A 23,035-nucleotide genomic window follows, 5' to 3' on the forward strand; every position below is an offset into this window, starting at 1 on the left:
TCGGTGCCGCGCTCAGCGAAGACCGCCGATCGTCCGTCCGTCCCCCAACGTCCCTTGCAGCCCGGCCTGGACTCCCTGCTCCGTCCGCACCGCCAGCAGACTGCCCTTGGCCGAACCCGACACTCCGCCGGTCGTACGGATCGAGGCGGTGTCCTCGCTTCCCGCGGCGAGCAGGTACCAGACTCCCCCCGCCGACTTCCACAACACCCCCGCGAGCACATGCGGATCCTTTGTGCCGCAGGCGGCCACGCCCTCCGCCTTCGCCGCGACAGCGCCGTACCGCCCGCCCGGCGTGTGGAACTGCGCGAGGACCCGTGGACCGCCGCCCCGCCAGGTGTCGGCCCGGGTGCACACCCATGTGGCGGCCCCGGACGCGTCCGGCAGCGGCTGGCGTGCGTACTCCCAGGCGTTCACGGTGCGCACGCCCTGCGAGCGCACCGCCGCCAGCGAACAGGCGAACGGCGACCAGGTGCGCAGCTCCGCCGCCCCGGACGCCTCCCGCGTCGCGCCCGGCCGACCCACCGTCAGGTGAGCCGGTGTCAGCTCCCCGAGGTCGGTCAGCAGCCGTGTGCCGGAACCGTCGGTCAGCTGCAGCACGTTCCAGGACGTGCACGAACCGGTGCGCTCCGCGGGTCCGGCCAGCGGCGCGGTGACCCCGTCGGCCGGGCGCAGGTCCGTCGCCCGGGCCGACGGATCGAGCAGGTCCCGCTCGGCCGCCCCGGTCACCCAAGGGGCCGTCAGATAGCGGACGTTGCCGTCGGCCCGGGCCAGGACCATGGCGTCCGCCTCGGCCCCGGTCGCCGCGTCGACCCGCGCGAAGTCGAGCGCGGCCCCGTTCGTGTCGTTCGCGGGCTCGGCGTAGCGTGCGATGCGCAGTCCGTCGTAGAAGATCACCACGCGTGCGGCGTCGACCCGGCCGGCGTACAGCAGTTGCGGCGGTCCGGCCGGGGCGCCCGAGGGGGTGCCGGGCGTCGCCGAGACCTGGACGGAGTCCCCGGGGCGCGCCCAGACGGCGAGCGCGCGGCGCAGCAGAGCCCTGTCGCCGGTGAGGTTGCCGCGCGCCGGCCACACGGAGAAGTCGGTGCGTGCGGACGTCCGCCAGGCGGTGGGGGTCACCTTCGTCACCTTGGCCGGGTCGAGCGCGGCCTGGTCGGCCGGGTTCTGCGCGTACGGCGGTGCGGCCGCGCCGTCCTGACCCCAGCCCCCGCTGGGCAGCGCGAACAGCGCCCCGCACACCGCGGCGGCGGCCGCGGCGGCCAGTGCGGCCTTGGCGTGCTGCCGGCGCCGCATCAGATCGGTCGGCCGCGCCTGCAGCGAACACGGGTCGAACTCGGGGGAGTCCAGCAGCCTGTCCTGGGCCGGAACGCGGGCGGCCTCGCGGACCGCCGCCGCCGGATCCGTCACGCCCACCGACTTGAGCAGTCTGCGCACCGCGTCCTCGGGGAGCCGCTCGAGGCCGCGCAGTACATAGGCGGCGCGGGCCGGACCGGAGAGCGCCGACAGCCGCTGGTCCAGGGCGAGTTCGTCGGCCCCGCCGGAACGCGGGAAGAGCCTGAGGCCCCAGACCTGGGGAAGCAGCGGCGGCAGTTGCGACCGCTTCGGCCACGCCGTCCACTTCAGCGGCCGCCCCGCTTCCAGCGCGGTCCGCACCACCTTCAGCCGCAGCAAGGAGTACCCGGGGTCGCCGCCGCGGCCCTCGGCCCGGCGCGCATGGGAAGGACCTGTGGCCTGGGCCGGAATCAGGGACGAGGAGCGCCGGCGGGGCAGCGCCCGCTGGGCGAGGGCATGCGCCGTCAGCACCCGCCGGTTGCGTCCGAGACCCGGTGGCAGCACGAGATAGGCGAGCCGGACGAGCCGGGGGTAGTGCTCGGCGAGCGCGGCCTCGGCCTGCTCGACATCGACGACCGGTGCTGAGGTCCGGGCCCGGCGCGGGGCGACATGCTGTGGCTGCACATCCGGCAAAACGAGTGAGACGGTGGTTGGTCACCTGCGCCAGGGGCAGCCCCGCCACGGCAGCGGCGCCACCGTCCCGAACGGCAGGACTCCGGCCGCCGCGATCGCGGCCATTGCGCCGGTCGGCGCGCCTCACAGCACGGTGGTGAGGGCGACGGCCCTGGTACCGCGGTGGGCCGGGCGGGACGGTCAGGCGTCCGGCTCGACCAGCAGGCGCGCGTAGTTCGCCATCGACCGCTGGTAGCGCGGCAGATGCGGCGCGAGCGCGCCGAGGACCAGGGACAGGCCCTCACGGTCCCGGCCCAGGGTGGACAGGCACAGGGCCAGGCAGGCGCGCACGGCGTCGTCCAGCTCGTCGGACGGAGCGTCGAGTTCGGGGGTGAGCAGGTCGACGCCCTCCTTGGCCCGCCCGACGTTGCGCAGCGAGCTGGACAGCTGGATCTTCGCCCGGCGGCCGCGGTAGCCGTCGAGGCCGCGGGCCAGCGCCTCCCGGTACAGCGGCACCGCCGTGTCCGAGTGTCCCGTGGAGTCCCAGGCACAGGCACGCTCGAAGGGGCCAAGCGGGCTGTCGTCGGGCAACTCGGCGACCAGGGCGTCGATCACCGCGCGGAAGTCCGCGGCATCCTCCTCCGCGTAGTCGTCGAAGCCCTCCCAGGCGGCGGCCACACGCGACTCCCAGTCCTGTGTGCTCACGCGTCCCCCTCGTCCCGAGTGCTCAGACCGCTCACCCTCGCACACCTGTGCCGTCCGGACACCGGATTTGCGTGGTCCGGGAGGGAGAGGCGTGGCGTCATTGAGCACGGGGCGCGCCGCAGCCGTACGGAAGGGCAGGGCTCTCGCGAGGGCTCCTGGCGGCATGGGCCGGAACGACCGGAGGAACACATGAGGTGCACGCGCGAGAAGCTGGCGGCCGGCGCGGCCGTCGCCCTGCTGGTGCTGACCGGCTGCGCCGGGACGGGCGGTTCGGGCGAGGCGCAGGACCAGGTGCCGGCGACCGCGACCGGCAGTCTGGAGGACCTGGCGGCGGACGTGAACTGCAAGCCGAACGTCCAGACGGACGCCGACGAGATCCGCCAGGCCATCTGCATCAACTCCGACGGCAAGTTCGTGCTCGCCACCTTCGCCACCGACCGGGGGCAGCGCGAGTGGATCAACGACGCCAAGGACTACGGCGGTTACTACCTCGTGGGCCGCAAGTGGGTCGCCGTCGGCGACGACGGAGTGGTCAAGGCGCTGCGGGGCACGCTCGGCGGCGAGGTCGAGATCGGTACCGACCACCACGCCCACGCGGGCCACAGCGGCTGAGTCCGCGCCGGACGCCCGCCCGGGGCGCACACACTGAAGGCCGGTGGCGGGATCTCCCGCCACCGGCCTTCTTCAGTGGGTCACCGGCTCAGTGCGTCACTGGCACCGCTGTCCTCGGTTGACACAGTTGGCGATCTTGTTCGCCAGGCCGCCGGTCGTGACGCTGATGAAGTCGTCGTGGTCGGTGGCCGGTTTGTGGAGCTGCTCCGGGAAGCCGTCCACCGCGTAGGCATTCTTCACCACACCGTTCTGGAGGGTCGGCGGTGTGATCTTGTACACCAGCCGCATGGTCAGCTGCGGGATCGCCTTGAACCCGTTCTGGCAGTTGCCGTTGGCGTCGGCGAAGGCCACATGCGTGCGGTGGTTGGCGCTGTCGATGTTCTGTCCGTCCCAGCAGCTCTGGAAGGCGAACGTGCGGACCACGTTGCTGCCCTGCGGGCAGATCGGGTACTGCGTCGTCAGCTGGACCTTGTTCTCGAAGCCGGTGCAGCTCCAGTGCGCGTTGGCGTTCGCCAGACCGTTGGTCGTGGTCTTGGCGTCACCGGTGATGATGCGCAGGAACTGCGGCATCGCGACGACCTTGCTGGTCGGGCTGCCGACGTACTTGATCTGGGCCTGCACCGGCGTCAAGATCTTGCCGACGTTGCCTTCCTTGCCGCCGCCGTCGTTGTTCTGGTCGAAGTCCTGGGTGCCGTCCTGGACACGGACCACCGGCCAGTAGTACGACGACAGGTCGTTCCTGTTCTGGCAGCTGGTACCGCCCTGCAGGAACGTGTCGTTGCTGGCGAAGGCGTTGACCTTCTGGTTGCCGACGTAGTCGTGCAGGTGGTGCGCGCCGTTGGTCACACCGGGCGCCACGATGACGTTGTCGGTGTTGTGGTTCTTGTTCGCGTTCACACCGCATCGGGTGGTGAACGTGCCGTTCGAGGCGCTGCGGGTCTTCCGCGGCTTGGCGGCGACGTTCGGCTGGACCTTCGTGATGTCGACGAAGTCGGCAGCGGCGGGGCCGTTGCCGGCCTGGCCGCCGTTGCCCTGCTGCTGGCCGGTGTTCTGACCGCCGGTCGGCTGCTGGCCGCCGGTCGGCTGCGGACTGCCGGTCTGCTGCGGTTGCTGGCCGCCGGTGTTCGGCTGGCCGGAGTTGTTCTGGCCGGCGGTGTTGTCCGCCTGGCCCGCGGTGGTGCCGGTGCAGGCGGCCAGACCGTCCAGGCTGTCGGGCGCGCTGCCGCCGACCCGGTTGATCTCCAGCTGAATGCGGTCGATGATCACCGCCCGCCGTTCCTTCAGCGGCTGGAGGATCGAGTTCTGGACGAAACTCGCGTCCCTCGCCTGCGCGTCGCGTGTGGTCGCCAGACGCTGGTAGGCGTCCGTGATCTGGCGGTCGAGGTTGGCCAGTTCCCCGTCGACCTCGGTACGGGCCTGGTTCGGCACATTGGTCAGCTGCTGACCGACGTCCGGACAGGTGATGGTGGCCACCTGAGCGGCGGCGGCCTTGGTGCTGTTCTGCGAGCTCGTCTCGTGCGCCGAGGCGTAGTAGTTCGCCCAAATCAGCCCGCCCCCACCGAGCGCTAGTGCAGCCGAGGCGGCTATGGCCTTGGTGGCCAGCGGCGTACGGCGTTTTCGTGTGTTGCGTCCCATGGAACTCCTCTGACTTCCTTTCGGGGCGAGGCGCCCGACAGGGGTGAAGCGGCGCCATCCCATACGCAGGAGGTCCATGGGGTGTTCAGAATCCTCATGAAAAACTTGGGACCTCGTGAGGTCATTTCGGGCGCAACAGGCACAGAGGCCCCTGTTTCAGCGGTAGTTGAGGGGGGGTAGGCCGCTCCTTTCTGAATCAAATTCAGCGCGCCGTTTCCGGCCTTGTTCGACGATCGTGTTCCAAATGGACGAGTACGGTGAGAAACCCGCGGATTGCCGCCGCTGAAATCCACAGGACCCCGTTCGGCGAATAGTTCGGAGGTATGTTCCAGGGCCGGAACGGTGACGATCACAGGCCCAGCACCTTCGCCTCCACGGTGGGGTCCAGCCCGACCCGGGGCCGGTCCGCGCGCTGCGGAGCCTGGCCCGGGGCACCGCCGTCGCCGAGGGCCTTCAGCCAGCTCCAGGTGTCGGCGACCGTCTCGGTCACGGGGCGGCAGCGCAGTCCCGCCGTGACGGCACGCGATACGTCCGCGCCGTGCAGGGCGCCGTGTCCCTCGCTGCCCGGGGGCATCCACACGGGCAGCTGGGTCCACGGCTCGATGCCCGCGCCGAGGACCACGTCGGGGTCCGTCCAGCGCAGCTCGGCCTGAGCGCCGGTGGCCTGTACACAGGCGTCCAGAAGTTCGCCCATGGTGGCGTGCCCCTGCGGGCTCATCAGGTTGTACGGCCCGCTCAGCTCCCGCTCCACCGCGCCGAGGAGCCACTCGGCGAGGTCGCGGACGTCGACATACTGCAGCGGCAGCTCCCGCGGACCGGGCGCCAGCACGGGGCCGCCCCGCGCGATACGGGTGAGCCACCAGGGCAGGCGGCCGATGTTCTCGTACGGCCCGAGGATCAGCCCGGACCGCACCAGCAGGGAGCCGTCCGCGCCGAAGGCCTCGACCGCCGCCAGCTCACCGCCCCGCTTGTCACGCGCGTAGTCGGTGCGGTCCGCACCGGGCTCCGCGCCCTCGACGAGGGGCGCGTCCTCGGCGTACCCGGCGGGCGGTGCCCATGCGTAGACCGAGCAGCTCGACACATAGACGTACCGCCGTGCGCGGCCCCGCAGCAGCCGGGCCGCGTCCCGCACGGGGCGCGGCGCCGCCGACCAGGTGTCCACGACGGCGTCCCACTCGCCGCCCTCGGCCAGGGCGGCGAGCCCGCCGGGCGCGGTGCGGTCGCCGCGCAGCGACCGCACCCCGGGGACCGGCGTGTGCCGCCCCCGGTTCAGGACCGTCACATCCCAGCCGCGCCCGGCCGCCGCCTCGACGACAGCCCGGCCCGCGAACTCCGTACCACCCAGCACCAGAAGTCTCATGCCCGTGACTGTGCCCGCTCGGAGCGCCGGACGGAACGGGAGTCTGCCGACAGCAGACGGCCCGCCACCTGCGGGCGGCCGGCCCTGCGGGAGTCAGTGCCCCGTCGACGGCGCGTACTTGTAGCCCACGCGCCGCACCGTCTGGATCGCCCTGCGGTGCCTGGCGCCGAGCTTGCGGCGCAGCCGGGCGACATGGACGTCGACGGTGCGCCCGTCGCCCACATGGCCGTAGCCCCACACCGTGGTCACCAACTGGTCCCGGGTGTGCACCCGGTGGGGATGGGCGACCAGATGGGCGAGCAGTTCGAACTCCAGATAGGTGAGGTCGAGGGGCCGCCCGTCCACTTCGGCGGTGCGCTGCTCGGTGTCGACGCGGACGAGTCCGTCGCCGCCGTCGTCGCGCTCGTCGGCCGGGGCGGCCTCCGGGTGGCCGGGCACCGCGTACGGCAGGACGGGCTGCGGCCGGTCGGCCGGGACCAGCACCAGGTAACCGATCATCGGCGGCTGCCCCGGCAGGGCCGGGAGGAAGTGCTGGGGCGCCGGCAGCCAGGTGGCGCCCGGAGGCAGCAGGGCCGCCACGTCGTTCCCCGGGCTCTCGGCCGGGTTCGAGTGGGGGAGGACCCAGTCCTCGTCCCGGTCGACGGCGCGCAGCCGGTGTCGCGCGGAGCCGGGCGAGGGGGCGGTCGGGGTGTCGAGGGCGGCGGACGGCAGAGAACGAGGAGTCGCCATGAGAGGTCAGCTCTTTCGCGCGAGAAATCGTCGGGGAGGCCGACGACCGCGAGTTCGTGGTCGGGGTCGTCGAGGACGTACGTCGTGCGCGCTGGCCGAAGGCCGGGGTGTACGGCTTTAGAGGGCCCGCGCGTTCCGCGCGCGACAACACACCCGGTCGAAATCGTGGTGCTGACGGGAAGGCCAGAAGGGCTCGAGGTCGGGGCGACCTGTCGCGGTGTACTTCTGGATGCCGGTCATGGGCCCATTGAAGCAGACCGGGGCGCTCCGCAGGAGGCTTCTCTCACGCATCGGACAGCCCCCTGACGTGAGCCCGACGCCGCCCACCCCCTCCGACCAGGAGTTCGCCGCGGCCGGGGGAGTGGCCCGGAGTGATGTGCCCGGGAGGCCGTCCCACTCTGCGGACGGCCGCCACAGCGCGAGGGGGCACCCGCCGAACGGCGGGCGCCCCCTCGGGAGCCGTGCGGTGCGCCGGTCAGACCTGGCCCGCCTTCTCCAGCGCCGAGCAGCAGGTGTCGACGAGCAGGCGGGTCACCACGTACGGGTCGACGTTGGCGTTCGGGCGGCGGTCCTCGATGTAGCCCTTGCCGTCCTTCTCCACCTGCCAGGGGATGCGGACCGAGGCGCCGCGGTTGGAGACGCCGTACGAGTACTCGTTCCACGGGGCGGTCTCATGCAGGCCGGTCAGGCGGTCGTCGATCCCGGCGCCGTAGTTCTTGACGTGCTCCATCGGCTTGGCACCCTCGCCGAGCGCCTCGCACGCGGTGATGATCGCGTCGTAGCCCTCGCGCATCGCCTTGGTCGAGAAGTTGGTGTGCGCGCCGGCGCCGTTCCAGTCGCCCTTGACCGGCTTCGGGTCGAGGGTGGCGGAGACGCCGAAGTCCTCGGCGGTGCGGTACAGCAGCCAGCGGGCGACCCACAGCTGGTCCGCGACCTCGAGCGGGGCGAGCGGGCCGACCTGGAACTCCCACTGGCCCGGCATGACCTCGGCGTTGATGCCGGACAGGCCCAGGCCCGCCTTGAGGCAGTTCTCCAGATGCGCCTCGACGATCTCACGGCCGAAGATCTCGTCGGCGCCGACACCGCAGTAGTAGCCGCCCTGCGGGGCCGGGAAGCCGCCCTCGGGGAAGCCGAGCGGACGTGTGCCGTCGAAGAAGGTGTACTCCTGCTCGATGCCGAAGATCGGCTCCTGCGCGGCGAACTTCGTGGCGACCTCGGCCAGCGCGGCACGCGTGTTGGACGGGTGCGGGGTGAAGTCCGTGTCGAGCACTTCGCACAGCACCAGCACGTCGTCGCCGCCGCGGATCGGGTCGGGACAGGAGAAGATCGGCTTGAGCACGCAGTCCGAGGCGTGGCCCTCGGCCTGGTTCGTGGAGGACCCGTCGAAGCCCCAGATCGGCAGCTCCGCACCCTTGGCGTCGTCGCCCAGGATCTTCGTCTTGGAACGGAGCTTGGCCGTCGGCTCGGTGCCGTCGATCCAGATGTACTCAGCCTTGAAGGTCACGGGCCTCATCCTTCGGGGTGGGTCTAGGCGCACTTGCGGGTGCCGCGGCACCGGGGGCGCCGCGCTTGCTGCGCGGCAGCTTGTCAACAGGCGATTTCCCGGCCGTTGCCCATGTGTGAACCCCGTGTTACCCGGGGCGTGTGCACCCGAACGGCCGGGTGGCCCGTTCATCCCTTCCCGGGGCGGCGCGAGGGGCTCGGCGTCAGCCGGAGGCGGTGGGGCGGCCCTGGTCCGCGGCCGCCTTCCGGACGCCGTCCAGGAAGCCCCGCACGGCCGCCAGTTCCCGCTCGTCGTACCCCTTCAGCAACTCCACCGCCTGCCCGATCAGCGGCCCGAAGAACTCCTGGCCGAGCTCCACCGCCCGCTCGTCGACCTCGACGAGCACGCGCCTCCGGTCGCGACCGTCGCGTACCCGCCGTACATGCCCGAGCCGTTCCAGCCGGTCGACCAGGGCCGTGGTGCCGGCGGAGTTGAGCCCGAGGAGCGCACCGAGGCGGCCCGCCGTCATGTCCTGGCCCGCGCGGGACGCGTCCATGAGGGCGATCAGGGCGCGTACGTCGGTCGGGTGCATGCCGTTGAGGCTGGCGAACCGGGCGCTGTGCAGGCCGAGTTCGACGGCGACCGCGCGCAGGAGATGGACGATCTCCATCTCGGGTCCCTGGTGTGCACGGTCCGCCATGTCCGCTCCCGAAGAGGTCCTGTTATCTCGCTGGCCAAGTATCTCGCTCAGCGAGAGAATAGGTGCCCATGGACTCCTCTGTGTACGAGACCCTTGGCCCGGCGGACTTCCACGCGGCCTACGACGAGGTGCTCGCCGAGTGGCCCGCCGACACCCGGCAGAGCAGCGTCCCCACTCCCTACGGCCGCACACGGGTGACCAGTTGCGGCCCCGCCGACGCTCCACCGCTCGTCCTGCTGCCGGGTGGCCGCGCGACCGCCGTGTCCTGGTACGCCAACGCGGCCGCCCTCTCCCGCAGTTGCCGTGTCCACGCGGTCGACCTGATCGGCGATCCCGGCCGCAGCGTCCCGGACCCGCGGCGGCCGGTGCGCACCGTCGACGATCTGACCGCCTGGCTCGACGCGGTCCTCGACGGGCTGGGCATCGGCTCCACCGCCGTGGCCGGGCACTCGTACGGCGGCTGGATCGCCCTCCACTACGCGCTGCACGCGCCGGACCGCGTCACCCGGCTCGCCCTGCTGGACCCGACCGGGTGCTTCGCCGGGTTCCGGGCCGGGTACCTGCTGCACGCTCTGCCCATGCTGCTGCGCCCCTCCCCGCGCCGGATCCGGGCCTTCCTCGAGTGGGAGACGGGCGGGGTGCCGCACGCCGCGGCGTGGCTGCGGCTCCAGGAGACGACGGCCGGCTTCCCGGCGGCCAGGCCGGTGACGGGACCGCGCCCGAGCGCCGCCGCGCTGCGCTCGCTGCGCACAAGGGTCCTGCTGCTCGTGGCGGCGAGCAGCAGGACCCATGATCCCCGCCAGGTGGCCGCCCGTGCCGCCGAGTTGCTGCCGGACGTGGAGACCGCGGTCCTGCCGGACGTCTCTCACCACGCCTTGCCGTACACCAACCCGGCGGCCACGAACCGCCGCCTCCTGGAGTTCCTGGGCGGCTGAGGTCACCCCACCTTCTCGATCACGGCCCGGCGGATCAGGAACTTGCCGGGCTCGCGGACCTGTTCGAAGGCCGCGTTGTTGAGCAGCACGCAGCTGCCGGAGACCGAAGTGACCGTCACCGTCGTGGACTTGTTGTTGTCCAGGTTGGTGACCTTCAGCTTCGTGCCGGCCGGGAACTGGTTGCTGGACGCGGCGGGGGCGCCGGCCTCGCCGGAGAGTGTCACGGTCGAGCCCTTGCAGACCTGCTGGCCGGATACGTTCCCGGCGTTGCCCCCGTTGCCGGCGGGTGCCGTCGTCGCGGGTGCGGCGCCGGCGCCCTGCGAGGCCTGGGGGTCCTGAGCCGACCCCCCGGCCTGTGCGGCACCGCCGGGCTGAGCCGCCCCGCCCGCCTGAACGGACTCGCCGACCTGGCAGCCCGACGCCTGCTGCTGGACCTTGATCTGGGCGATGACCGCCTCGCGGTTGGCGATGCGCGCCGCCGACTGGGCGTCCGGGTTGGCCTTCTGCCCGGCGATGAACGACTCGTTGTTGCCGAGCGCGGTGGCCAGCCCCTTGCAGACCGTCGAGTTGGACGCGTTCTGCACGTTCGCCGCGTTCGAGGTGGCCGCGAGGGCGAAGGCCCCGCTGCCGGCCACGGCGACGGCGGTGACCGCCAGTGCGATCTTCTTCTTGGGACTGAGAGTCCTCCTACGCGACATGCGCGCCTCCTGTTCCCGGCCGCCTCCACGGCGGCCGGATGCGATAGGTACGCCGCTAGGTACGGGATACCGAACGCTGTTACTCAGCAGTCACAGGAGTCATGGAAGTAACGTAGGTCACAGGGGAGTTGGGCTCAGCGCGACAGAGCGTCCCGCACCGCCTCCTCCGTGCGGCCCACGACGGCTGTGCCGTCGTCGGCGGTGATGATCGGCCGCTGGATGAGCCGGGGGTGCTCGGCGAGGGCACGCACCCAGCGGTCGCGCTGTGCCGCGTCCCTCGCCCATTCCTTCATGCCGAGCTCCTTGGCCTCCGCCTCCTGGGTGCGGGTGATGTCCCAGGGTTCGAGGCCGAGGCGCTCGAGCACGGCGCGGATCTCGTTCTCGGTGGGGACGTCCTCCAGATAGCGGCGCACGGTGTAGTCGGCGCCCTCGGCGTCGAGCAGGCTGATGGCGCTGCGGCACTTCGAACAGGCCGGGTTGATCCAGATCTCCATGGCACGCACGGTAGCCGAAACCCCTCTGGTCACCCATGCCGCACCCTGCCCAAAGCCCTTGTGGCCAGCGGCTTTTGTCAGTGGGCGGCAGTAGAATAGAAGCAGTGTTCGAGGGAGTCGGTGGAGTTCACCACGACTCCCAGACCGCGACAGGAGGATGCCCGTGCCCGCTGCCGCAACCAAGCCGAAGCCGACCCAGTCCACCGCCCGCAGGCCGGTCCCGCTGGACCTGCCCTACGCACCGTTGGACAAGCGCCCGCTCCCTCCGGGACGGCCGCGCGAGTGGTACGTCACGCACAACCGGCGCCTCAAGGCGATGCGCCTTGCGATCGCCCTGCTCGACTCCGGGGTGTACATGCCGAACCAGGCGCGCAACGAGACGATACGGAGCACCGCGGAACGGATCGGGGTGCATCCGCCGTCGGAGACCACCTGTCACATGGTGCGGGCGCTGATGCGGTACAGCCGCTGAGCCGTGACTTCGGGCGCCCGCTCGTCATGGGCGCCCGAAGTCGCCGCACTCAGGTCGCTCGGGCCTGCCGTGCCGAGAAGTGCCGCTAGGCGGACAGCTCTTTCTCCAGGGGTGTCCGGAAGCGCGGTGTCACCCGGGTGTCCCGGAGCCAGGCGGACAGCCGGGCCGCCTCCTCCTCGACGGCCGCCCGGGCCTCCTGCCCCACGTCCGCCGTCTCCAGGAGACGCCACACCACCTCGCCACCCGGGCGCTGCGCCCAGCCGCCGACCACACGGCCGTTCCACCACACCGTCGGTCCCACATTGCCGCTGCCGTCGAACAGCGCGGGGCGCAGACCGGGGGACAGGTACCAGTCGCGCTCCTGCCAGCCCATCGTCGTGGGGTCGAGACCGGGGAGCAGGGCTGCCCAGGGCTCCTCCGGGGCCGCCGCGGGCTCCTCGTCGCCGGCCGTCACATACGCCGTCGCCCCGCCGTCGACGGTCACCGCAACCGCGCCGATCGCGCTCAGTGCCCGGCGCAGATCCGTGACCCGCCACCCGGTCCACCACTTGAGGTCCGCCTCGGTGGCCGGGCCGCAGGCCGCCAGCCAGTGGCGCAGCAGCTCGCTCTGGGCCTCGGCGGGCGGCAGTTCGGGGTGCGGCGGGGCGACCGCCCAGCGGAAATGCGACGACGTCCACGCACCCAGCGGACGCCCGCGCTCCACCCGGCCCTCGACACCGAGCACCCGCATCAGCCGGGACGACACCGTGTGCGGGCTCTCGTAGCTCTTGCCCGCGGCGTAGGTGAACCGCTCCTTCAACCGCGGCTCGTCCCGGGTGAGTTCGCCGACCGTCGCCTGCCCGCGGCGGGCCAGCGCGGCCAGCGCCGACGCCTCGACCTCCGTGAGCCACTGTGCCGTCAGCCGACCGTCGCTGCCGGTGACCATGTCCTTGACCAGCCCGGCTCGCGCCTTCGCCGCGATCGCCAGTCCCGTCGACGCGTGCACCACGGCCGCCAGTCCGGTCGGGAACACGAACACGGTGTGCCGCATACCGTGCATCCGCACCAGCGTCCGTTCCTCGTACAGCGCCCGCTCGACCTCCGGCACGGTCCCGCCCGCGTCCGCGAGCCGGGCCCCGATCGCCAGGTACACCGTGGCGGGGTCGGTGCCGTGCAGCGCGACCAGCGATCCGGCGACCTCCTCGGGGGTCTTGGCCCGCGCCTGGGCGGCCGGCCGGTGCCGGAGCGCGAGCCGGGCCCGCCGCTCCTCCACTCCGATGTGCCGTTGCCGACCGCCCACTCCGCCTCCCACCGACCCGCCCCGTACGGATTGCGCCCATCCTTCCGGAAGCCGGCCCGTCGCGGCGACCCGTCACCCGAAGTGCCGCGCCCCGCATGCGGTGGTGCACCGACCGGCCTTGACTGAAGGCATCACGCGAAGACGGGAGCAGCGATGGCACGACACGGAGTACGGGACGCGGTGCGGGGCTTCGCGGTGGTCCTGGCGGCTGCCGCCGTGCTCTGCGGCTGCTCGGGCGGCGGCGTCGCCTCGGGCACCGCGTCGCAGGCCGCGTCGAAGGCCTCCGCAGCCGCCTCCGCGGCCTCCTCACTGTCGTCGCAGGCCTCGTCCGTGCTGGCGTCCGCGAGCGCCGAGGCGAGCCGCAAACTGGACCAGATCAAGGGCGGTGTGCACGCCAAGGGCGACGTCAGGCTCGGCGCGGTCTCCGCCGGGTCCGACGGACGGAAGGCGGCGCCGCTCTCCGTCACCAACCCGAACTCCGATGCCCGCACCTACGCGGTGCAGGTCAACTTCAAGGACAGCCACGGCAACCTGCTCGACACGGTGGTCGTGACGGTCGACGACGTGCCCGCACACGGCTCGAAGAACGCCACCGCGCTCAGCAACCGCCAACTCCCTGGCGAGGTCACCACCTCGGTCGCCCGCGCGGTGCGGTACTGATGCCGGTGACCGGCCCCCACGCACCGCGCCTCGGCACGCGGCCCCCGGGCCCGCGCGCCCCACGCTCGGGCCCCCGGCCCACGCGTCCGCGCCCGGGCCCTCGCCTAGACCGCGCCGGCCAGGACGGCGTCCACGAACCGTCCGCGATCCCCGGCGTGCTCGCGGAACCACAGCCCCAGCCGGTGGTCCGCGCCGGGCAGCTCGAGCCGGGTGAACGCGGAGTTCGTGGCGAGCGCCGCCGCCACCGCCTCGGTCACCTCCACCGGGATCACGTCGTCGGTGCCCGGCACCGCCAGCACCGCCCGTCCCGTGTACGCCCGCAGCACCGGGAGCGCAGGAGCCTCGCGCCAACTCCCCGGGGTACGGAGGATCTCGGTGAAGCGTCCGGTCCCGTCACCGAACGGGAGCGGCCAGGCCTGCGGGGCGTAGACGGCGGGCGCGCACAGGCCCATCGCCACCACCCGCCGCCCGTAGTGCCGCGCGAGGTCCGCGACCGTCTGCCCGCTCATGCTGAACCCGACCAGGACCAGCGGGCCGTCCGCCGGTGTCCGGGCGTCGATCACGGCGACCGCCTGCTCGAAGCGTCTGCGCAGACTCGACTCGGCCAGGCGGCCCGTGCTCTCGCCGTGCCCGGAGAAGTCGAAGGCCAGACCGTGGCGGCCGTGTGCCACGAACTCCTCCAGCAGCGGCAACAGCCGTTGTGAGCTGCCGTTGCCCGCTCCGTGCAGCAGCACGGCGGTGGCCGCGTCCGGGCAGCCGCCGTTGTCGGCGTACACACCGCTGAGTCGTTCGTCGTCGTGCCGGTGGTCGAAGGAGGAGAGCTCGATCATGGGCCCATTCATGCACGGCCGGGGCGCCACGTTGCGTGTTTCGCCGAACTCGGGCCGCAGGAAAAGGGGATGCACTCGGGGTGACCGCGTCCGTACGCTGGACATGCGTTCCGGAGCCGCCCACCACCGCTTTCCGCCGGACCGGCGTCACCCGGTGGACCCGGGGCTACTCTCTACGCACCGACGGCGGCCGCCCTCCCCCAGCGCCCCGCCGTATCCCCTGCACCACCTCTCATCACCCACGCTCACGGAGGCCCGTCATGGGCACCATCGTCATCGCCGGAATCGTCGTCCTCGTCATCCTGGGGTTCGGAAACCACGCCTGGTGGCTCGCGGCCGCCGTTCTGCTCTTCCTGTACGCGCAGTACGGGCGCGGCTCCTCGGCGTCCTCGCCGGGCGGCCCTCCGGGAGCAGCGGCCAGCTACCAGGAGTACCGCGAGCGCCGTGACCTGCACGCCAAGTGGGAGCGCCGCTACCGCCGCGAGCGTCCCTTCGAGCACCGCCGTCAGGAACGCGGCAAGTCCAAGTAACCGATCCGGCGCGCCCGTTCACAGACCGGGCGCGCCCCAGATGGGGAACCAGCGGCCGAGGTCCTGCTCGATCTGCAGATCGTCGCCGAGCGCCGCCTTGACCTGCAGTTCCAGCGCGTTGTCGCGCCGCTCGCGCTGCCCGGCGAGCGGCGCGAACGGGTAGAAGGTGCCGCGTTTGTACAGATAGACGAGGCCCAGTTGCCGCCCCCGCTCGTCCTGGAAGCCGGCCACCGAGCAGAGCAGCTGCGGCCCGAATCCATTGACCTCCATCGCGCTGTTGACCGCGTGCAGATCGTTGACCAGGGCGGGCAGCTGCTCCGGGTCGCGGCGCGACACCAGCCAGGAGTACCCGTAGTCGTCCCGCTGGAGCTCCACGGGCGGCCCGCTGCGGTCGGTGTCCGAATCCAGAAGCGCCTGGACCTCACGGTTGATCTCGGCGAAGGCGCCGCCCTCCACGGTGGCGAAGCAGACCGCTCCGGTTCCGGTCGGGGTGAACCCGGCCGCCGCCTGGAGCGTGATCGCCGCCGACGGCAGAGCGAAGAGCCGGTCGAGGTCGGGCGCCACCGGTTTGGTGCGGCCGAGCAGGATGTCCAGGAGCCCCATGTGCGCTCAGCCCGCCTTTCCCGGCGTCGCCGCCTCGCCCAGCTCCGCCGAGATACGGCCGAGCTGCTCCAGCCGCTGCTCGAGGGTCGGGTGGGTGGAGAAGAGACGGGAGAGACCCGGCTCGGCACCGAAAGCAGGCGTGAAGTAGAAGGCGTTGAAGGCCTGCGCCGTCCGCAGATCCCTCGTCGGGATACGGGCGATGTCCCCGGTGACCTTGGTCAGCGCGGAGGCCAGCGCCGAAGGGCGGCCGGTCAGGAAGGCGGCCGCGCGGTCGGCGGCCAGCTCGCGGTACCGGGACAGGGCCCGGATCAGCAGGAAACTGATCGCGTACACCAGTACCGAGATCCCCATGATGGCGCCGAAGACGACGATGGTGTTCTGGTCCTTGCGTCCGCGCCCGCCGAAGAGCTCGGAGTAGAAGGCGAACCGGGTCACGAGCCCGGCGATCACTCCCAGGAACGACGCCACCGTGATCACGGCGACGTCCTTGTGCGCCACGTGCGACAGCTCGTGCGCGAGCACGCCCTCCAGCTCGTCGGGTTCCAGGCGCCGCAGCAGCCCGGTGGTCACGCACAGCACGGCGTGGTCGGGGTTGCGCCCGGTCGCGAAGGCGTTGGGCATATCCATGCCGGACACCGCCACGAGTGGCTTGGGCATGTCGGCCACGGCGCACAGCCGGTCGACCACACCGTGCAGCTGTGGATACTCCTCACGCTCCACGATCCGCCCGTGCATGGCGTACAGCGCGATCCGGTCCGAGAACCAGTACTGTGCGCCGAGCACCAGCGCCGCGATCACGACGACCAGCACCCAGGACTTGAGCAGCACGATCAACGCGGCGACGAACGCCACGTACAGCAATCCGAGCAGGAACAGCGTGACCGTCATCCGCACGGTCAGCCGCCGATCGCTCCGGAACCGGCTCTGCATTCTGCATCACCCCGCAGTACCCGTCGGTAAGGCACTCGTCCCACCACCCATTGTGCGCCCGGTCCCGCCCATGGACCGGTCCCGAACGACCCCACGGCAGGCAAAGAGTGCCCGTGAAGGGTGAAGAGCCACTGCCCGGCGGGGGGACGCCTGGGGTGTCGAGCCGTCCTACCCGATGGTCGGCGGCTACGTGTTCGACGGCGCCCGCAGATCGTTGCGGCGTCCGGCGGGGGTGCCGTCTTGATGGATTGTGCGGGGCGTGAGCTGGGGTTGGGGGTGTGTGGTACGGGCGCGGATAGTGTGGCGTTCATGACTGAGCGTGGCCCCCAGGCTGATCTTCGGGAGTTCTTGCGGACCCGGCGGGCTCATATCACGCCGGAGCAGGCGGGGATTCGTCCGATGCCGGGTGCGCGTCGGGTGCCGGGATTGCGGCGTGAGGAGGTGGCCCAGCTGGCGGGGGTGAGTGTCGACTACTACGTGCGGCTGGAGCGGGGGCGCAGCGCGAGCGTGTCCGAATCGGTGTTGCGGGCTGTGGCCCAGGCTTTGCAGTTGGACGAGGCGGAGCGGGACCACTTGTTCGCGCTGGCTGAGGCGATCGGGCGACAGCCGCGTGCAGTGGCGGAGCAGGAGGCGCGGGCCGGGCTGGTCCGGGCGTTGGAGAACATCAGCGAGGTGCCGGCGTTGTTGTTGGGGCACCGTCTGGATGTCTTGGCCACCAATCGTCCGGCCCGTGCTTTGTATCTCGATTTCGAGGCCTTGCCGGTCAAGGAGCGGAACATGGCGCGGTATGTGTTCTTGAACGAGGCGGCCCGTGACCTGTATGTCGACTGGCACGAGACGGCCCGGGAGATCGTGGGCATGCTGCGCCTGTATGCCAGTCATCATCCGCATGACCCGCAGCTGGTCCAGCTGGTGAACGAGTTGTCGGCGGCGGACCAGGATTTCCGCCGGTGGTGGGCGGACCACGACGTGTTCTTGCCCAAGCACGGGGTCAAGCGATACCGGCATCCGCAGGTGGGGGAGCTGACACTCGGCTTCGAGGCGTTCACGCCCATGGGGGAGGCAGATCAGACGTTTGGCCTGTATACCGTCGAGCCCGGGTCGGCGTCGCAGCAGGCCCTGCGTCGGCTCGTCGACTGACCGGTGTGGGCCGGGGGCCGGCCCCCTACCGGGTGGGAGCTGGGGTTCCCGGCCCCATGGGGCCCGACATGTGACGAGGCCGGGCCCCTTTGCGGGTTTCGGACGGCGTTGTCCAGGGCGAGTGGCTCGGGCTACGGCACGCTGTAGCCGCCGTCGACGGGCAGGGCGATGCCGGTGACGAAGCTGGATTTGTCGGAGGCGAGCCAGACCACCGCGTCGGCGATTTCCTCGGCGCGGGCGATCCGGCCCAGGGGGTGGGAGGCGCCGAGCGACGCCCGGTAATCCGGGTCCAGATCCGCGATCAGCGGGGTGTCCACCAGGCCGGGACAGACGGCGTTGATGCGGATGCCCTGGTCTGCGACCTCGAGCGCGGAACTTTTGGTCATGGCGATCTCGGCGGCTTTGGTGGCGGTGTAGCCGGAGAACCCAGGGACGCCGATCAGCCCGGCGCCGGAGGACATGTTCACGATCACGCCGGAGCCTTGCGTCGTCATGTACTGCAACTCGTGCTTCATCGACAGGAACATGCCGCGCACGTTGAGCGCGATCATGCGGTCGAGCAACTGGCTGGAGTAGTCCTTGGTGAGCTGGAACTCGCCGTCGTAGCCCGCGTTGTTCAAGGCGATGTCCAGGCGGCTGGTGCCCGCGGTCGCGTCCTGGACGGCATGCTCGATCTGGGCCTCGTCGGTCACGTCCGCCACGACATAGCGGGCCGAGCCGCCGGCGGCCTCGATGAGGCGGACGGTCTCCTTGAGAGTATCGGCGGTGCGGCCGGCGACTGTGACCAGTGCTCCGTCGGCCGCCAGGGCCAGGGCGGATGCACGGCCGATGCCGCTGCCGCCGCCAGTGACGAACGCTGTCTTTCCTGCAAACTGCCAAGTCATTGCTGTGTCTCTTCGGTCGTGAAGGGATGGTTGCCAGTGGGGTCCGTGGCCGGGTGTCAGACCGACGCGGTGCCCTGGACGATGACCTCGCTGACGTTGACGTCGTTGGGCTGGCCGATCGTGTAGCCGATGGCCTCGGCGATCGCCTTGGCGTCGATCCCGACATCCTGGAGCGCGGTGCGCACGGCACCCTGCAGCTGGTCGTCGCCCCCGGACTGGGTGAGCTCGGTACGGGTGAGCCCGGGGCTGACGAGAGTGACCCGCAGGTCGGTGGTCTCCTTGCGCAGGCCGTCGGAGATGGCACGGACGGCGAACTTGGTGGCGCAGTACACGACTCCGGTCGGGTCCGAGCGGTACGCGGCGGTGGAGGCGACGTTGATGATGTGGCCGGACCGGCGCTCGTTCATGGAGGGCAGGACGGCCGCGATGCCGTGCAGCACCCCGCGCAGGTTGACGTCGATGGTCTGGTTCCAGTCGTCGATGCGCAGGTCAGCCATGTAGGACAGCGGCATCACGCCGGCGTTGTTGACCAGGACGTCGACGTGCCCGTGCCGGGCGATCGCACCGTCGACGAAGGCCTTGACGCTGTCGAGTTCGGTGACGTCCAGTTCCGCATGGTCGGCCTGGTAGCCCGCTTCGGTGAGCTCCATGGCCAGCTGCTTGAGGCGGTCCGCGCGGCGGGCGCCCAGGACGACGGTGTGGCCGGCGGCAGCCAGGTGGCGAGCGGTGGCCTCGCCGATGCCGCTGGACGCGCCGGTGATGAGGACGACCTTGCTGTCGGGGGTGGGGTTGCTCATGGTTCTTCCTTTGGATGGATCTTTCGGCCCTGATGGCCGAACGGGGACACCTCCATGAGGCCAAAGGAGAAGAAGGCCAGGTAGAGGCCCCTTCAACCCGGGGCACGCGCTACCGGGGGTCTGCCAGACCCCCCTTACGCCGGCAACCGGCACCGCGCCCCAGGCGGGGCCACCCGGCCGTGTGCGGCGTCTGCGCGCCCGGCCGGTCTTGCGCAGGCACGCGGGCTGGCTGGGTCTCAGCAGGCGTGATCCCCGAGCGGTCGTCGGGGGAGCGGTTCAAGCAGTCGCGCGAGCACGGCATGCACGCCCTGAGGCACTGCTACGCGTCGGTGCTGCCGGACGCGGGGGAGAACGTGAAGGCCCTGGCCGAGTACCTCAGGCACGCGGACCCCGGCTTCACGCCGCGTACCTGCACGCACCTGTTGCCGAACAGCCAGGATCGAGCCCGTAAGGCCGTGACCAGGCGTACGAAGACCGGCGGGATGACGCAGCCTGAGTGGGCCCCTGAAGACCGGGAGCCGAAAAAGCCGAAGGCCGGCTCTCCCGTGCTGGGAGAGCCGGCCGACGGCCCACAGGCGGCCCAGGGGAGCGGTTACCCGCTCTGACCTGGGGCGATATCACACGTCGAAGTAGAGCTCGAACTCGTGCGGGTGCGGGCGCAGCTGCAGCGGGGCGATCTCGTTCGTGCGCTTGAAGTCGATCCACGTCTCGATCAGGTCGGCGGTGAAGACGTCGCCCTGGAGGAGGAACTCGTGGTCGGCCTCGAGGGAGTCGAGGACGGCCGGGAGCGAGGTCGGGACCTGCGGGACGCCCGCGTGCTCCTCGGGGGCCAGCTCGTACAGGTCCTTGTCGATCGGCTCGGCCGGCTCGATCTTGTTCTTGATGCCGTCCAGACCCGCCAGCAGCAGGGCGGAGAAGGCCAGGTACGGGTTGCCGGAGGAGTCCGGGGCACGGAACTCGACGCGCTTGGCCTTGGGGTTCGAGCCCGTGATCGGGATACGCATCGCCGCGGAGCGGTTGCGCTGCGAGTACACCAGGTTGACCGGCGCCTCGAAGCCCGGGACCAGGCGGTGGTACGAGTTCACCGTCGGGTTGGTGAAGGCCAGCAGCGACGGAGCGTGCCTGAGGATGCCGCCGATGTAGTAGCGGGCGGTGTCCGAGAGGCCCGCGTAGCCGGCCTCGTCGTAGAACAGCGGGTCGCCGTTGTTCCACAGCGACTGGTGGACGTGCATGCCCGAGCCGTTGTCGCCGAAGATCGGCTTCGGCATGAAGGTCGCGGTCTTGCCGTTGCGCCAGGCGACGTTCTTCACGATGTACTTGAAGAGCTGGAGGTCGTCGGCGGCGGCGAGCAGCGTGTTGAACTTGTAGTTGATCTCGGCCTGCCCGGCGGTGCCCACCTCGTGGTGCTGGCGCTCGACCTTCAGGCCGGCCTTGTCCAGCTCCAGGCTGATCTCGGCGCGCAGGTCGGCGAAGTGGTCGACCGGCGGGACCGGGAAGTAGCCGCCCTTGTAGCGGACCTTGTAACCGCGGTTGTCCTCGAGCGCACCGGTGTTCCAGGCGCCGGCCTCGGAGTCGATGTGGTAGAAGGACTCGTTCGCGCTGGTGGCGAAGCGGACGCTGTCGAAGACGTAGAACTCGGCCTCGGGGCCGAAGTACGCCGTGTCCGCGATCCCGGTGGAGGCCAGGTAGGCCTCGGCCTTCTTCGCCACGTTGCGCGGGTCACGGGAGTACTGCTCGCCCGTGATCGGGTCGTGGATGAAGAAGTTGATGTTCAGCGTCTTGTCGCGGCGGAAGGGGTCGATCCGGGACGTCGACAGGTCTGCGCGCAGCGCCATGTCGGACTCGTGGATGGCCTGGAAACCACGGATCGAGGATCCGTCGAAGGCGAGCTCGTCGTCCGGGTCGAACGCCTCGACGGGCACGGTGAAGTGCTGCATGACGCCCGGCAGGTCGCAGAAGCGGACGTCGATGAACTTGACGTCCTCGTCCGCGATGAACTTCTTGGCCTCGTCGGCGTTCTGGAACATCCAGCTCCTCCTACTCCCGACCGTCCTCGCCGGGGTGGTAGTTCGTTCGTGCGGCCAGTGCGGTGGCACACGCTGGTGCCGACCATAGGGACGGGGCATTTCTCGGGCGTGACCCAATTGTTTCTCCCAGGTTAACCAGCCCGAGGCTCTCGGACCCCACCTCACTGCTCGCCGAAACGCGGGCAGTACCGTGGACGGGTGGACAACAGGCAAGCAATCGGATCCTGGCTCTCCGGTCCCCGCGCGGCCATGGAAGACGCCGGGGCGGACTTCGGGTACCGGGGTGAGCAGCTCGGTCTGCCGCAGGAGGGGCCAGGCTCGATCGCCCACCCGGGCCGGCGCCTGGGTGCCCTCGCCGTGGACTGGGGCCTGTGCCTCTTGATCGCATACGGTCTGATCACGGACAGCTATCACCGGGCGGCCCAGGTGTGGGCCCCGCTCATTCTCTTCGCGCTGATCGTCGTCACCGTGGGCTCTCTCGGGTTCACCCCCGGCAAGCGGCTCTTCGGGCTGCGGGTCGTCGCCCTGAGCACCGGCCGCGTCCACCCGCTGCGCGCGCTGTTGCGTACGGTCCTGCTGTTCCTCGCCATCCCGCCGCTGGTCTGGGACCGCGACGGCCGCGGTCTGCACGACCGGCTGGCCGGAACGGTCGAGGTACGGCTCTGAGCCTCGGCCCCCGGCGGGGCCGTGGGTGATGACCGCCTGATGACCGCTCTTGGCGGGACCCGCGGGTCTGTGACCCCCCGCTGGCCCGGCCGCTCCCTTCGACCGAAGACGCTTCGCTCCGTTCCGATCGCCGACTGGCCGTCCCCGAGAACGCCGATGGGCCGTCTCCCGAGAACCTGGGGTTCTCGGGAGACGGCCCATTGTGTGTCAGTGGAGGTCAGCGGCCCTTCGGTCCGCCCCGCGGCATCCGCATGCCCTTCGGCAGCGGTCCCTTCGGCAGCGGCATGTTGCTCATCAGGTCGCCCAGCGCCCGCAGCCTGTCGTTGGTCGCGGTCACCTGCGGACCGGTCAGCACCCGCGGATACTTCAGCATCGTCGTACGGAGCTTCTTCAGCTCGACCTGGCCCTCGCCCGTGCCGACGACCACGTCGTGCACCGGAACGTCCGCGACGATGCGCGCCATCTTCTTCTTCTCCGCGGCCAGCAGGCTCCGGACGCGGTTCGGGTTGCCCTCGGCGACCAGGACGATCCCGGCCTTGCCGACCGCGCGGTGCACCACGTCCTGGCTGCGGTTCATCGCGACCGCCGGAGTGGTGGTCCAGCCGCGGCCGATGTTGTCCAGGACCGCCGCGGCGGCGCCGGGCTGGCCCTCCATCTGGCCGAAGGCGGCTCGCTCGGCCCGGCGTCCGAAGACGATCGCCGACGCGAGGAAGGCGAGCAGGAGGCCGAGAATTCCGAGATAGACAGGGTGCCCGATCAAGAATCCGATCGCGAGGAAGACACCGAAGGTGACGATTCCGACAGCCGCGAGTACAAGACCGATCTTGGGGTCGGCCTTGCGGGTCATCTTGTAGGTCAGGGCGATCTGCTTCAGTCGCCCGGCATTCGCAGCGTCCGCTGCAGTTTCCTTCCTCGCCATGCCACG

At 71.0% G+C, this 23,035-nt stretch carries 25 protein-coding genes; 8 read left to right on the forward strand and 17 right to left on the reverse strand.

The features are described 5' to 3' along the window. Positions 1–12: 12 nt before the first annotated feature. Both ACQEXA_RS39250 and ACQEXA_RS39255 read right to left on the reverse strand, forming a co-directional pair. Positions 13–1,953 (reverse strand): hypothetical protein, encoded by a 1,941-nt coding sequence (locus ACQEXA_RS39250; protein ID WP_433132395.1) that lies wholly within the window; start codon positions 1,951–1,953, stop codon positions 13–15. A gap of 189 nt (positions 1,954–2,142) precedes the next feature. Beyond that, positions 2,143–2,646 (reverse strand): tetratricopeptide repeat protein, encoded by a 504-nt coding sequence (locus tag ACQEXA_RS39255; protein ID WP_432926890.1) that lies wholly within the window; start codon positions 2,644–2,646, stop codon positions 2,143–2,145. Positions 2,647–2,835: 189 nt separating this feature from the next. On the opposite strand from ACQEXA_RS39255, the gene ACQEXA_RS39260 reads away from it, so the two are divergent. After that, positions 2,836–3,258, forward strand: coding sequence for a hypothetical protein (locus ACQEXA_RS39260; protein WP_432926888.1), 423 nt, complete (start codon positions 2,836–2,838; stop codon positions 3,256–3,258). Positions 3,259–3,354: 96 nt separating this feature from the next. Here ACQEXA_RS39260 and ACQEXA_RS39265 read toward each other — a convergent pair whose 3' ends face one another. The 5 genes from ACQEXA_RS39265 to ACQEXA_RS39285 form a co-directional block, all read right to left on the reverse strand. Further along, complete coding sequence (locus ACQEXA_RS39265) at positions 3,355–4,893, reverse strand: DUF1996 domain-containing protein (protein ID WP_432926886.1); 1,539 nt, start codon at positions 4,891–4,893, stop codon at positions 3,355–3,357. A 349-nt stretch (positions 4,894–5,242) separates the two neighbouring features. After that, complete coding sequence (locus tag ACQEXA_RS39270; RefSeq protein ID WP_433132397.1) at positions 5,243–6,253, reverse strand: NAD-dependent epimerase/dehydratase family protein; 1,011 nt, start codon at positions 6,251–6,253, stop codon at positions 5,243–5,245. 93 nt (positions 6,254–6,346) lie between these two features. After that, positions 6,347–6,982, reverse strand: a complete 636-nt coding sequence (locus tag ACQEXA_RS39275) for a winged helix-turn-helix domain-containing protein (RefSeq protein WP_432926882.1) — start codon at positions 6,980–6,982, stop codon at positions 6,347–6,349. 475 nt (positions 6,983–7,457) lie between these two features. Then, on the reverse strand, positions 7,458–8,486 hold the full coding sequence (gene glnII / locus ACQEXA_RS39280) for a glutamine synthetase (protein WP_432926880.1): 1,029 nt from the start codon (positions 8,484–8,486) through the stop codon (positions 7,458–7,460). Between the two features lie 202 nt (positions 8,487–8,688). After that, on the reverse strand, positions 8,689–9,165 hold the full coding sequence (locus ACQEXA_RS39285) for a MarR family transcriptional regulator (RefSeq protein ID WP_432926878.1): 477 nt from the start codon (positions 9,163–9,165) through the stop codon (positions 8,689–8,691). A 68-nt stretch (positions 9,166–9,233) separates the two neighbouring features. Between ACQEXA_RS39285 and ACQEXA_RS39290 the strand changes: the two genes are divergently transcribed. Next, positions 9,234–10,100 carry an alpha/beta fold hydrolase gene (locus ACQEXA_RS39290; RefSeq protein ID WP_432926876.1) on the forward strand — a complete coding sequence of 289 codons (867 nt, stop codon included), beginning with the start codon at positions 9,234–9,236 and terminating at the stop codon, positions 10,098–10,100. A gap of 2 nt (positions 10,101–10,102) precedes the next feature. On the opposite strand, the gene ACQEXA_RS39295 is transcribed toward ACQEXA_RS39290, so the two are convergent. Beyond that, positions 10,103–10,798, reverse strand: a complete 696-nt coding sequence (locus ACQEXA_RS39295) for a hypothetical protein (protein ID WP_432926874.1) — start codon at positions 10,796–10,798, stop codon at positions 10,103–10,105. A 134-nt stretch (positions 10,799–10,932) separates the two neighbouring features. Further along, positions 10,933–11,292: an arsenate reductase family protein gene (locus tag ACQEXA_RS39300; RefSeq protein ID WP_432926872.1), complete on the reverse strand. Its 360-nt coding sequence runs from the start codon at positions 11,290–11,292 to the stop codon at positions 10,933–10,935. 163 nt (positions 11,293–11,455) lie between these two features. On the opposite strand from ACQEXA_RS39300, the gene ACQEXA_RS39305 reads away from it, so the two are divergent. Further along, positions 11,456–11,764, forward strand: a complete 309-nt coding sequence (locus ACQEXA_RS39305; RefSeq protein WP_359388832.1) for a hypothetical protein — start codon at positions 11,456–11,458, stop codon at positions 11,762–11,764. Between the two features lie 85 nt (positions 11,765–11,849). Here ACQEXA_RS39305 and ACQEXA_RS39310 read toward each other — a convergent pair whose 3' ends face one another. Further along, positions 11,850–13,043 (reverse strand): winged helix DNA-binding domain-containing protein, encoded by a 1,194-nt coding sequence (locus ACQEXA_RS39310; RefSeq protein ID WP_432926870.1) that lies wholly within the window; start codon positions 13,041–13,043, stop codon positions 11,850–11,852. Positions 13,044–13,196: 153 nt separating this feature from the next. Here ACQEXA_RS39310 and ACQEXA_RS39315 point away from each other — a divergent pair, with 153 nt between their 5' ends. Then, the gene (locus tag ACQEXA_RS39315; RefSeq protein WP_432926868.1) at positions 13,197–13,703 is read left to right on the forward strand and encodes a hypothetical protein; all 507 of its coding nucleotides are present in this window, start codon (positions 13,197–13,199) and stop codon (positions 13,701–13,703) included. Positions 13,704–13,807: 104 nt separating this feature from the next. On the opposite strand, the gene ACQEXA_RS39320 is transcribed toward ACQEXA_RS39315, so the two are convergent. Further along, positions 13,808–14,533, reverse strand: a complete 726-nt coding sequence (locus ACQEXA_RS39320; protein ID WP_433132399.1) for an alpha/beta hydrolase — start codon at positions 14,531–14,533, stop codon at positions 13,808–13,810. A 260-nt stretch (positions 14,534–14,793) separates the two neighbouring features. Here ACQEXA_RS39320 and ACQEXA_RS39325 point away from each other — a divergent pair, with 260 nt between their 5' ends. Then, positions 14,794–15,063 carry a hypothetical protein gene (locus ACQEXA_RS39325; RefSeq protein ID WP_432926862.1) on the forward strand — a complete coding sequence of 90 codons (270 nt, stop codon included), beginning with the start codon at positions 14,794–14,796 and terminating at the stop codon, positions 15,061–15,063. Positions 15,064–15,081: 18 nt separating this feature from the next. Here ACQEXA_RS39325 and pspAB read toward each other — a convergent pair whose 3' ends face one another. Further along, positions 15,082–15,666: a PspA-associated protein PspAB gene (gene pspAB, locus ACQEXA_RS39330; RefSeq protein ID WP_359388846.1), complete on the reverse strand. Its 585-nt coding sequence runs from the start codon at positions 15,664–15,666 to the stop codon at positions 15,082–15,084. Between the two features lie 6 nt (positions 15,667–15,672). Continuing rightward, complete coding sequence (htpX, locus tag ACQEXA_RS39335; RefSeq protein ID WP_433132401.1) at positions 15,673–16,596, reverse strand: zinc metalloprotease HtpX; 924 nt, start codon at positions 16,594–16,596, stop codon at positions 15,673–15,675. Between the two features lie 309 nt (positions 16,597–16,905). Here htpX and ACQEXA_RS39340 point away from each other — a divergent pair, with 309 nt between their 5' ends. Continuing rightward, positions 16,906–17,736, forward strand: a complete 831-nt coding sequence (locus ACQEXA_RS39340; RefSeq protein ID WP_433132403.1) for a helix-turn-helix transcriptional regulator — start codon at positions 16,906–16,908, stop codon at positions 17,734–17,736. A gap of 131 nt (positions 17,737–17,867) precedes the next feature. Here ACQEXA_RS39340 and ACQEXA_RS39345 read toward each other — a convergent pair whose 3' ends face one another. Continuing rightward, on the reverse strand, positions 17,868–18,620 hold the full coding sequence (locus ACQEXA_RS39345) for a glucose 1-dehydrogenase (protein ID WP_432926856.1): 753 nt from the start codon (positions 18,618–18,620) through the stop codon (positions 17,868–17,870). 56 nt (positions 18,621–18,676) lie between these two features. Further along, the gene (locus tag ACQEXA_RS39350) at positions 18,677–19,417 is read right to left on the reverse strand and encodes an SDR family oxidoreductase (protein WP_433132405.1); all 741 of its coding nucleotides are present in this window, start codon (positions 19,415–19,417) and stop codon (positions 18,677–18,679) included. A 245-nt stretch (positions 19,418–19,662) separates the two neighbouring features. Between ACQEXA_RS39350 and ACQEXA_RS39355 the strand changes: the two genes are divergently transcribed. Continuing rightward, the gene (locus ACQEXA_RS39355; RefSeq protein WP_433132407.1) at positions 19,663–20,022 is read left to right on the forward strand and encodes a tyrosine-type recombinase/integrase; all 360 of its coding nucleotides are present in this window, start codon (positions 19,663–19,665) and stop codon (positions 20,020–20,022) included. A 12-nt stretch (positions 20,023–20,034) separates the two neighbouring features. Here the strand turns inward: ACQEXA_RS39355 and glnA are convergent, their stop codons facing one another. Continuing rightward, positions 20,035–21,444: a type I glutamate--ammonia ligase gene (gene glnA, locus ACQEXA_RS39360; RefSeq protein ID WP_432926852.1), complete on the reverse strand. Its 1,410-nt coding sequence runs from the start codon at positions 21,442–21,444 to the stop codon at positions 20,035–20,037. A 198-nt stretch (positions 21,445–21,642) separates the two neighbouring features. On the opposite strand from glnA, the gene ACQEXA_RS39365 reads away from it, so the two are divergent. Beyond that, positions 21,643–22,110: an RDD family protein gene (locus ACQEXA_RS39365; protein WP_432926850.1), complete on the forward strand. Its 468-nt coding sequence runs from the start codon at positions 21,643–21,645 to the stop codon at positions 22,108–22,110. 217 nt (positions 22,111–22,327) lie between these two features. Here ACQEXA_RS39365 and ACQEXA_RS39370 read toward each other — a convergent pair whose 3' ends face one another. Next, positions 22,328–23,029 carry a DUF4191 domain-containing protein gene (locus ACQEXA_RS39370; RefSeq protein ID WP_432926848.1) on the reverse strand — a complete coding sequence of 234 codons (702 nt, stop codon included), beginning with the start codon at positions 23,027–23,029 and terminating at the stop codon, positions 22,328–22,330. Positions 23,030–23,035 lie beyond the last annotated feature (6 nt).

The organism is Streptomyces sp. CA-106110, from assembly GCF_050936285.1.
Taxonomy (GTDB): domain Bacteria; phylum Actinomycetota; class Actinomycetes; order Streptomycetales; family Streptomycetaceae; genus Streptomyces.

Excerpts from the sequence above, each read along its gene's own strand:
- ACQEXA_RS39260 (WP_432926888.1), top strand. The coding sequence starts at position 2,836 with ATGAGGTGCACGCGCGAGAAGCTGGCGGCCGGCGCGGCCGTCGCCCTG.
- ACQEXA_RS39295 (WP_432926874.1), bottom strand. The coding sequence starts at position 10,798 with ATGTCGCGTAGGAGGACTCTCAGTCCCAAGAAGAAGATCGCACTGGCG.
- glnA (WP_432926852.1), bottom strand. The coding sequence starts at position 21,444 with ATGTTCCAGAACGCCGACGAGGCCAAGAAGTTCATCGCGGACGAGGAC.
- ACQEXA_RS39275 (WP_432926882.1), bottom strand. The coding sequence starts at position 6,982 with ATGGCGACTCCTCGTTCTCTGCCGTCCGCCGCCCTCGACACCCCGACC.
- ACQEXA_RS39270 (WP_433132397.1), bottom strand. The coding sequence starts at position 6,253 with ATGAGACTTCTGGTGCTGGGTGGTACGGAGTTCGCGGGCCGGGCTGTC.
- ACQEXA_RS39265 (WP_432926886.1), bottom strand. The coding sequence starts at position 4,893 with ATGGGACGCAACACACGAAAACGCCGTACGCCGCTGGCCACCAAGGCC.
- pspAB (WP_359388846.1), bottom strand. The coding sequence starts at position 15,666 with ATGGGGCTCCTGGACATCCTGCTCGGCCGCACCAAACCGGTGGCGCCC.
- ACQEXA_RS39320 (WP_433132399.1), bottom strand. The coding sequence starts at position 14,533 with ATGATCGAGCTCTCCTCCTTCGACCACCGGCACGACGACGAACGACTC.
- ACQEXA_RS39345 (WP_432926856.1), bottom strand. The coding sequence starts at position 18,620 with ATGACTTGGCAGTTTGCAGGAAAGACAGCGTTCGTCACTGGCGGCGGC.
- ACQEXA_RS39285 (WP_432926878.1), bottom strand. The coding sequence starts at position 9,165 with ATGGCGGACCGTGCACACCAGGGACCCGAGATGGAGATCGTCCATCTC.
- ACQEXA_RS39340 (WP_433132403.1), top strand. The coding sequence starts at position 16,906 with ATGACTGAGCGTGGCCCCCAGGCTGATCTTCGGGAGTTCTTGCGGACC.
- ACQEXA_RS39315 (WP_432926868.1), top strand. The coding sequence starts at position 13,197 with ATGGCACGACACGGAGTACGGGACGCGGTGCGGGGCTTCGCGGTGGTC.
- ACQEXA_RS39350 (WP_433132405.1), bottom strand. The coding sequence starts at position 19,417 with ATGAGCAACCCCACCCCCGACAGCAAGGTCGTCCTCATCACCGGCGCG.
- ACQEXA_RS39300 (WP_432926872.1), bottom strand. The coding sequence starts at position 11,292 with ATGGAGATCTGGATCAACCCGGCCTGTTCGAAGTGCCGCAGCGCCATC.
- htpX (WP_433132401.1), bottom strand. The coding sequence starts at position 16,596 with ATGCAGAGCCGGTTCCGGAGCGATCGGCGGCTGACCGTGCGGATGACG.
- ACQEXA_RS39370 (WP_432926848.1), bottom strand. The coding sequence starts at position 23,029 with ATGGCGAGGAAGGAAACTGCAGCGGACGCTGCGAATGCCGGGCGACTG.
- ACQEXA_RS39290 (WP_432926876.1), top strand. The coding sequence starts at position 9,234 with ATGGACTCCTCTGTGTACGAGACCCTTGGCCCGGCGGACTTCCACGCG.
- ACQEXA_RS39325 (WP_432926862.1), top strand. The coding sequence starts at position 14,794 with ATGGGCACCATCGTCATCGCCGGAATCGTCGTCCTCGTCATCCTGGGG.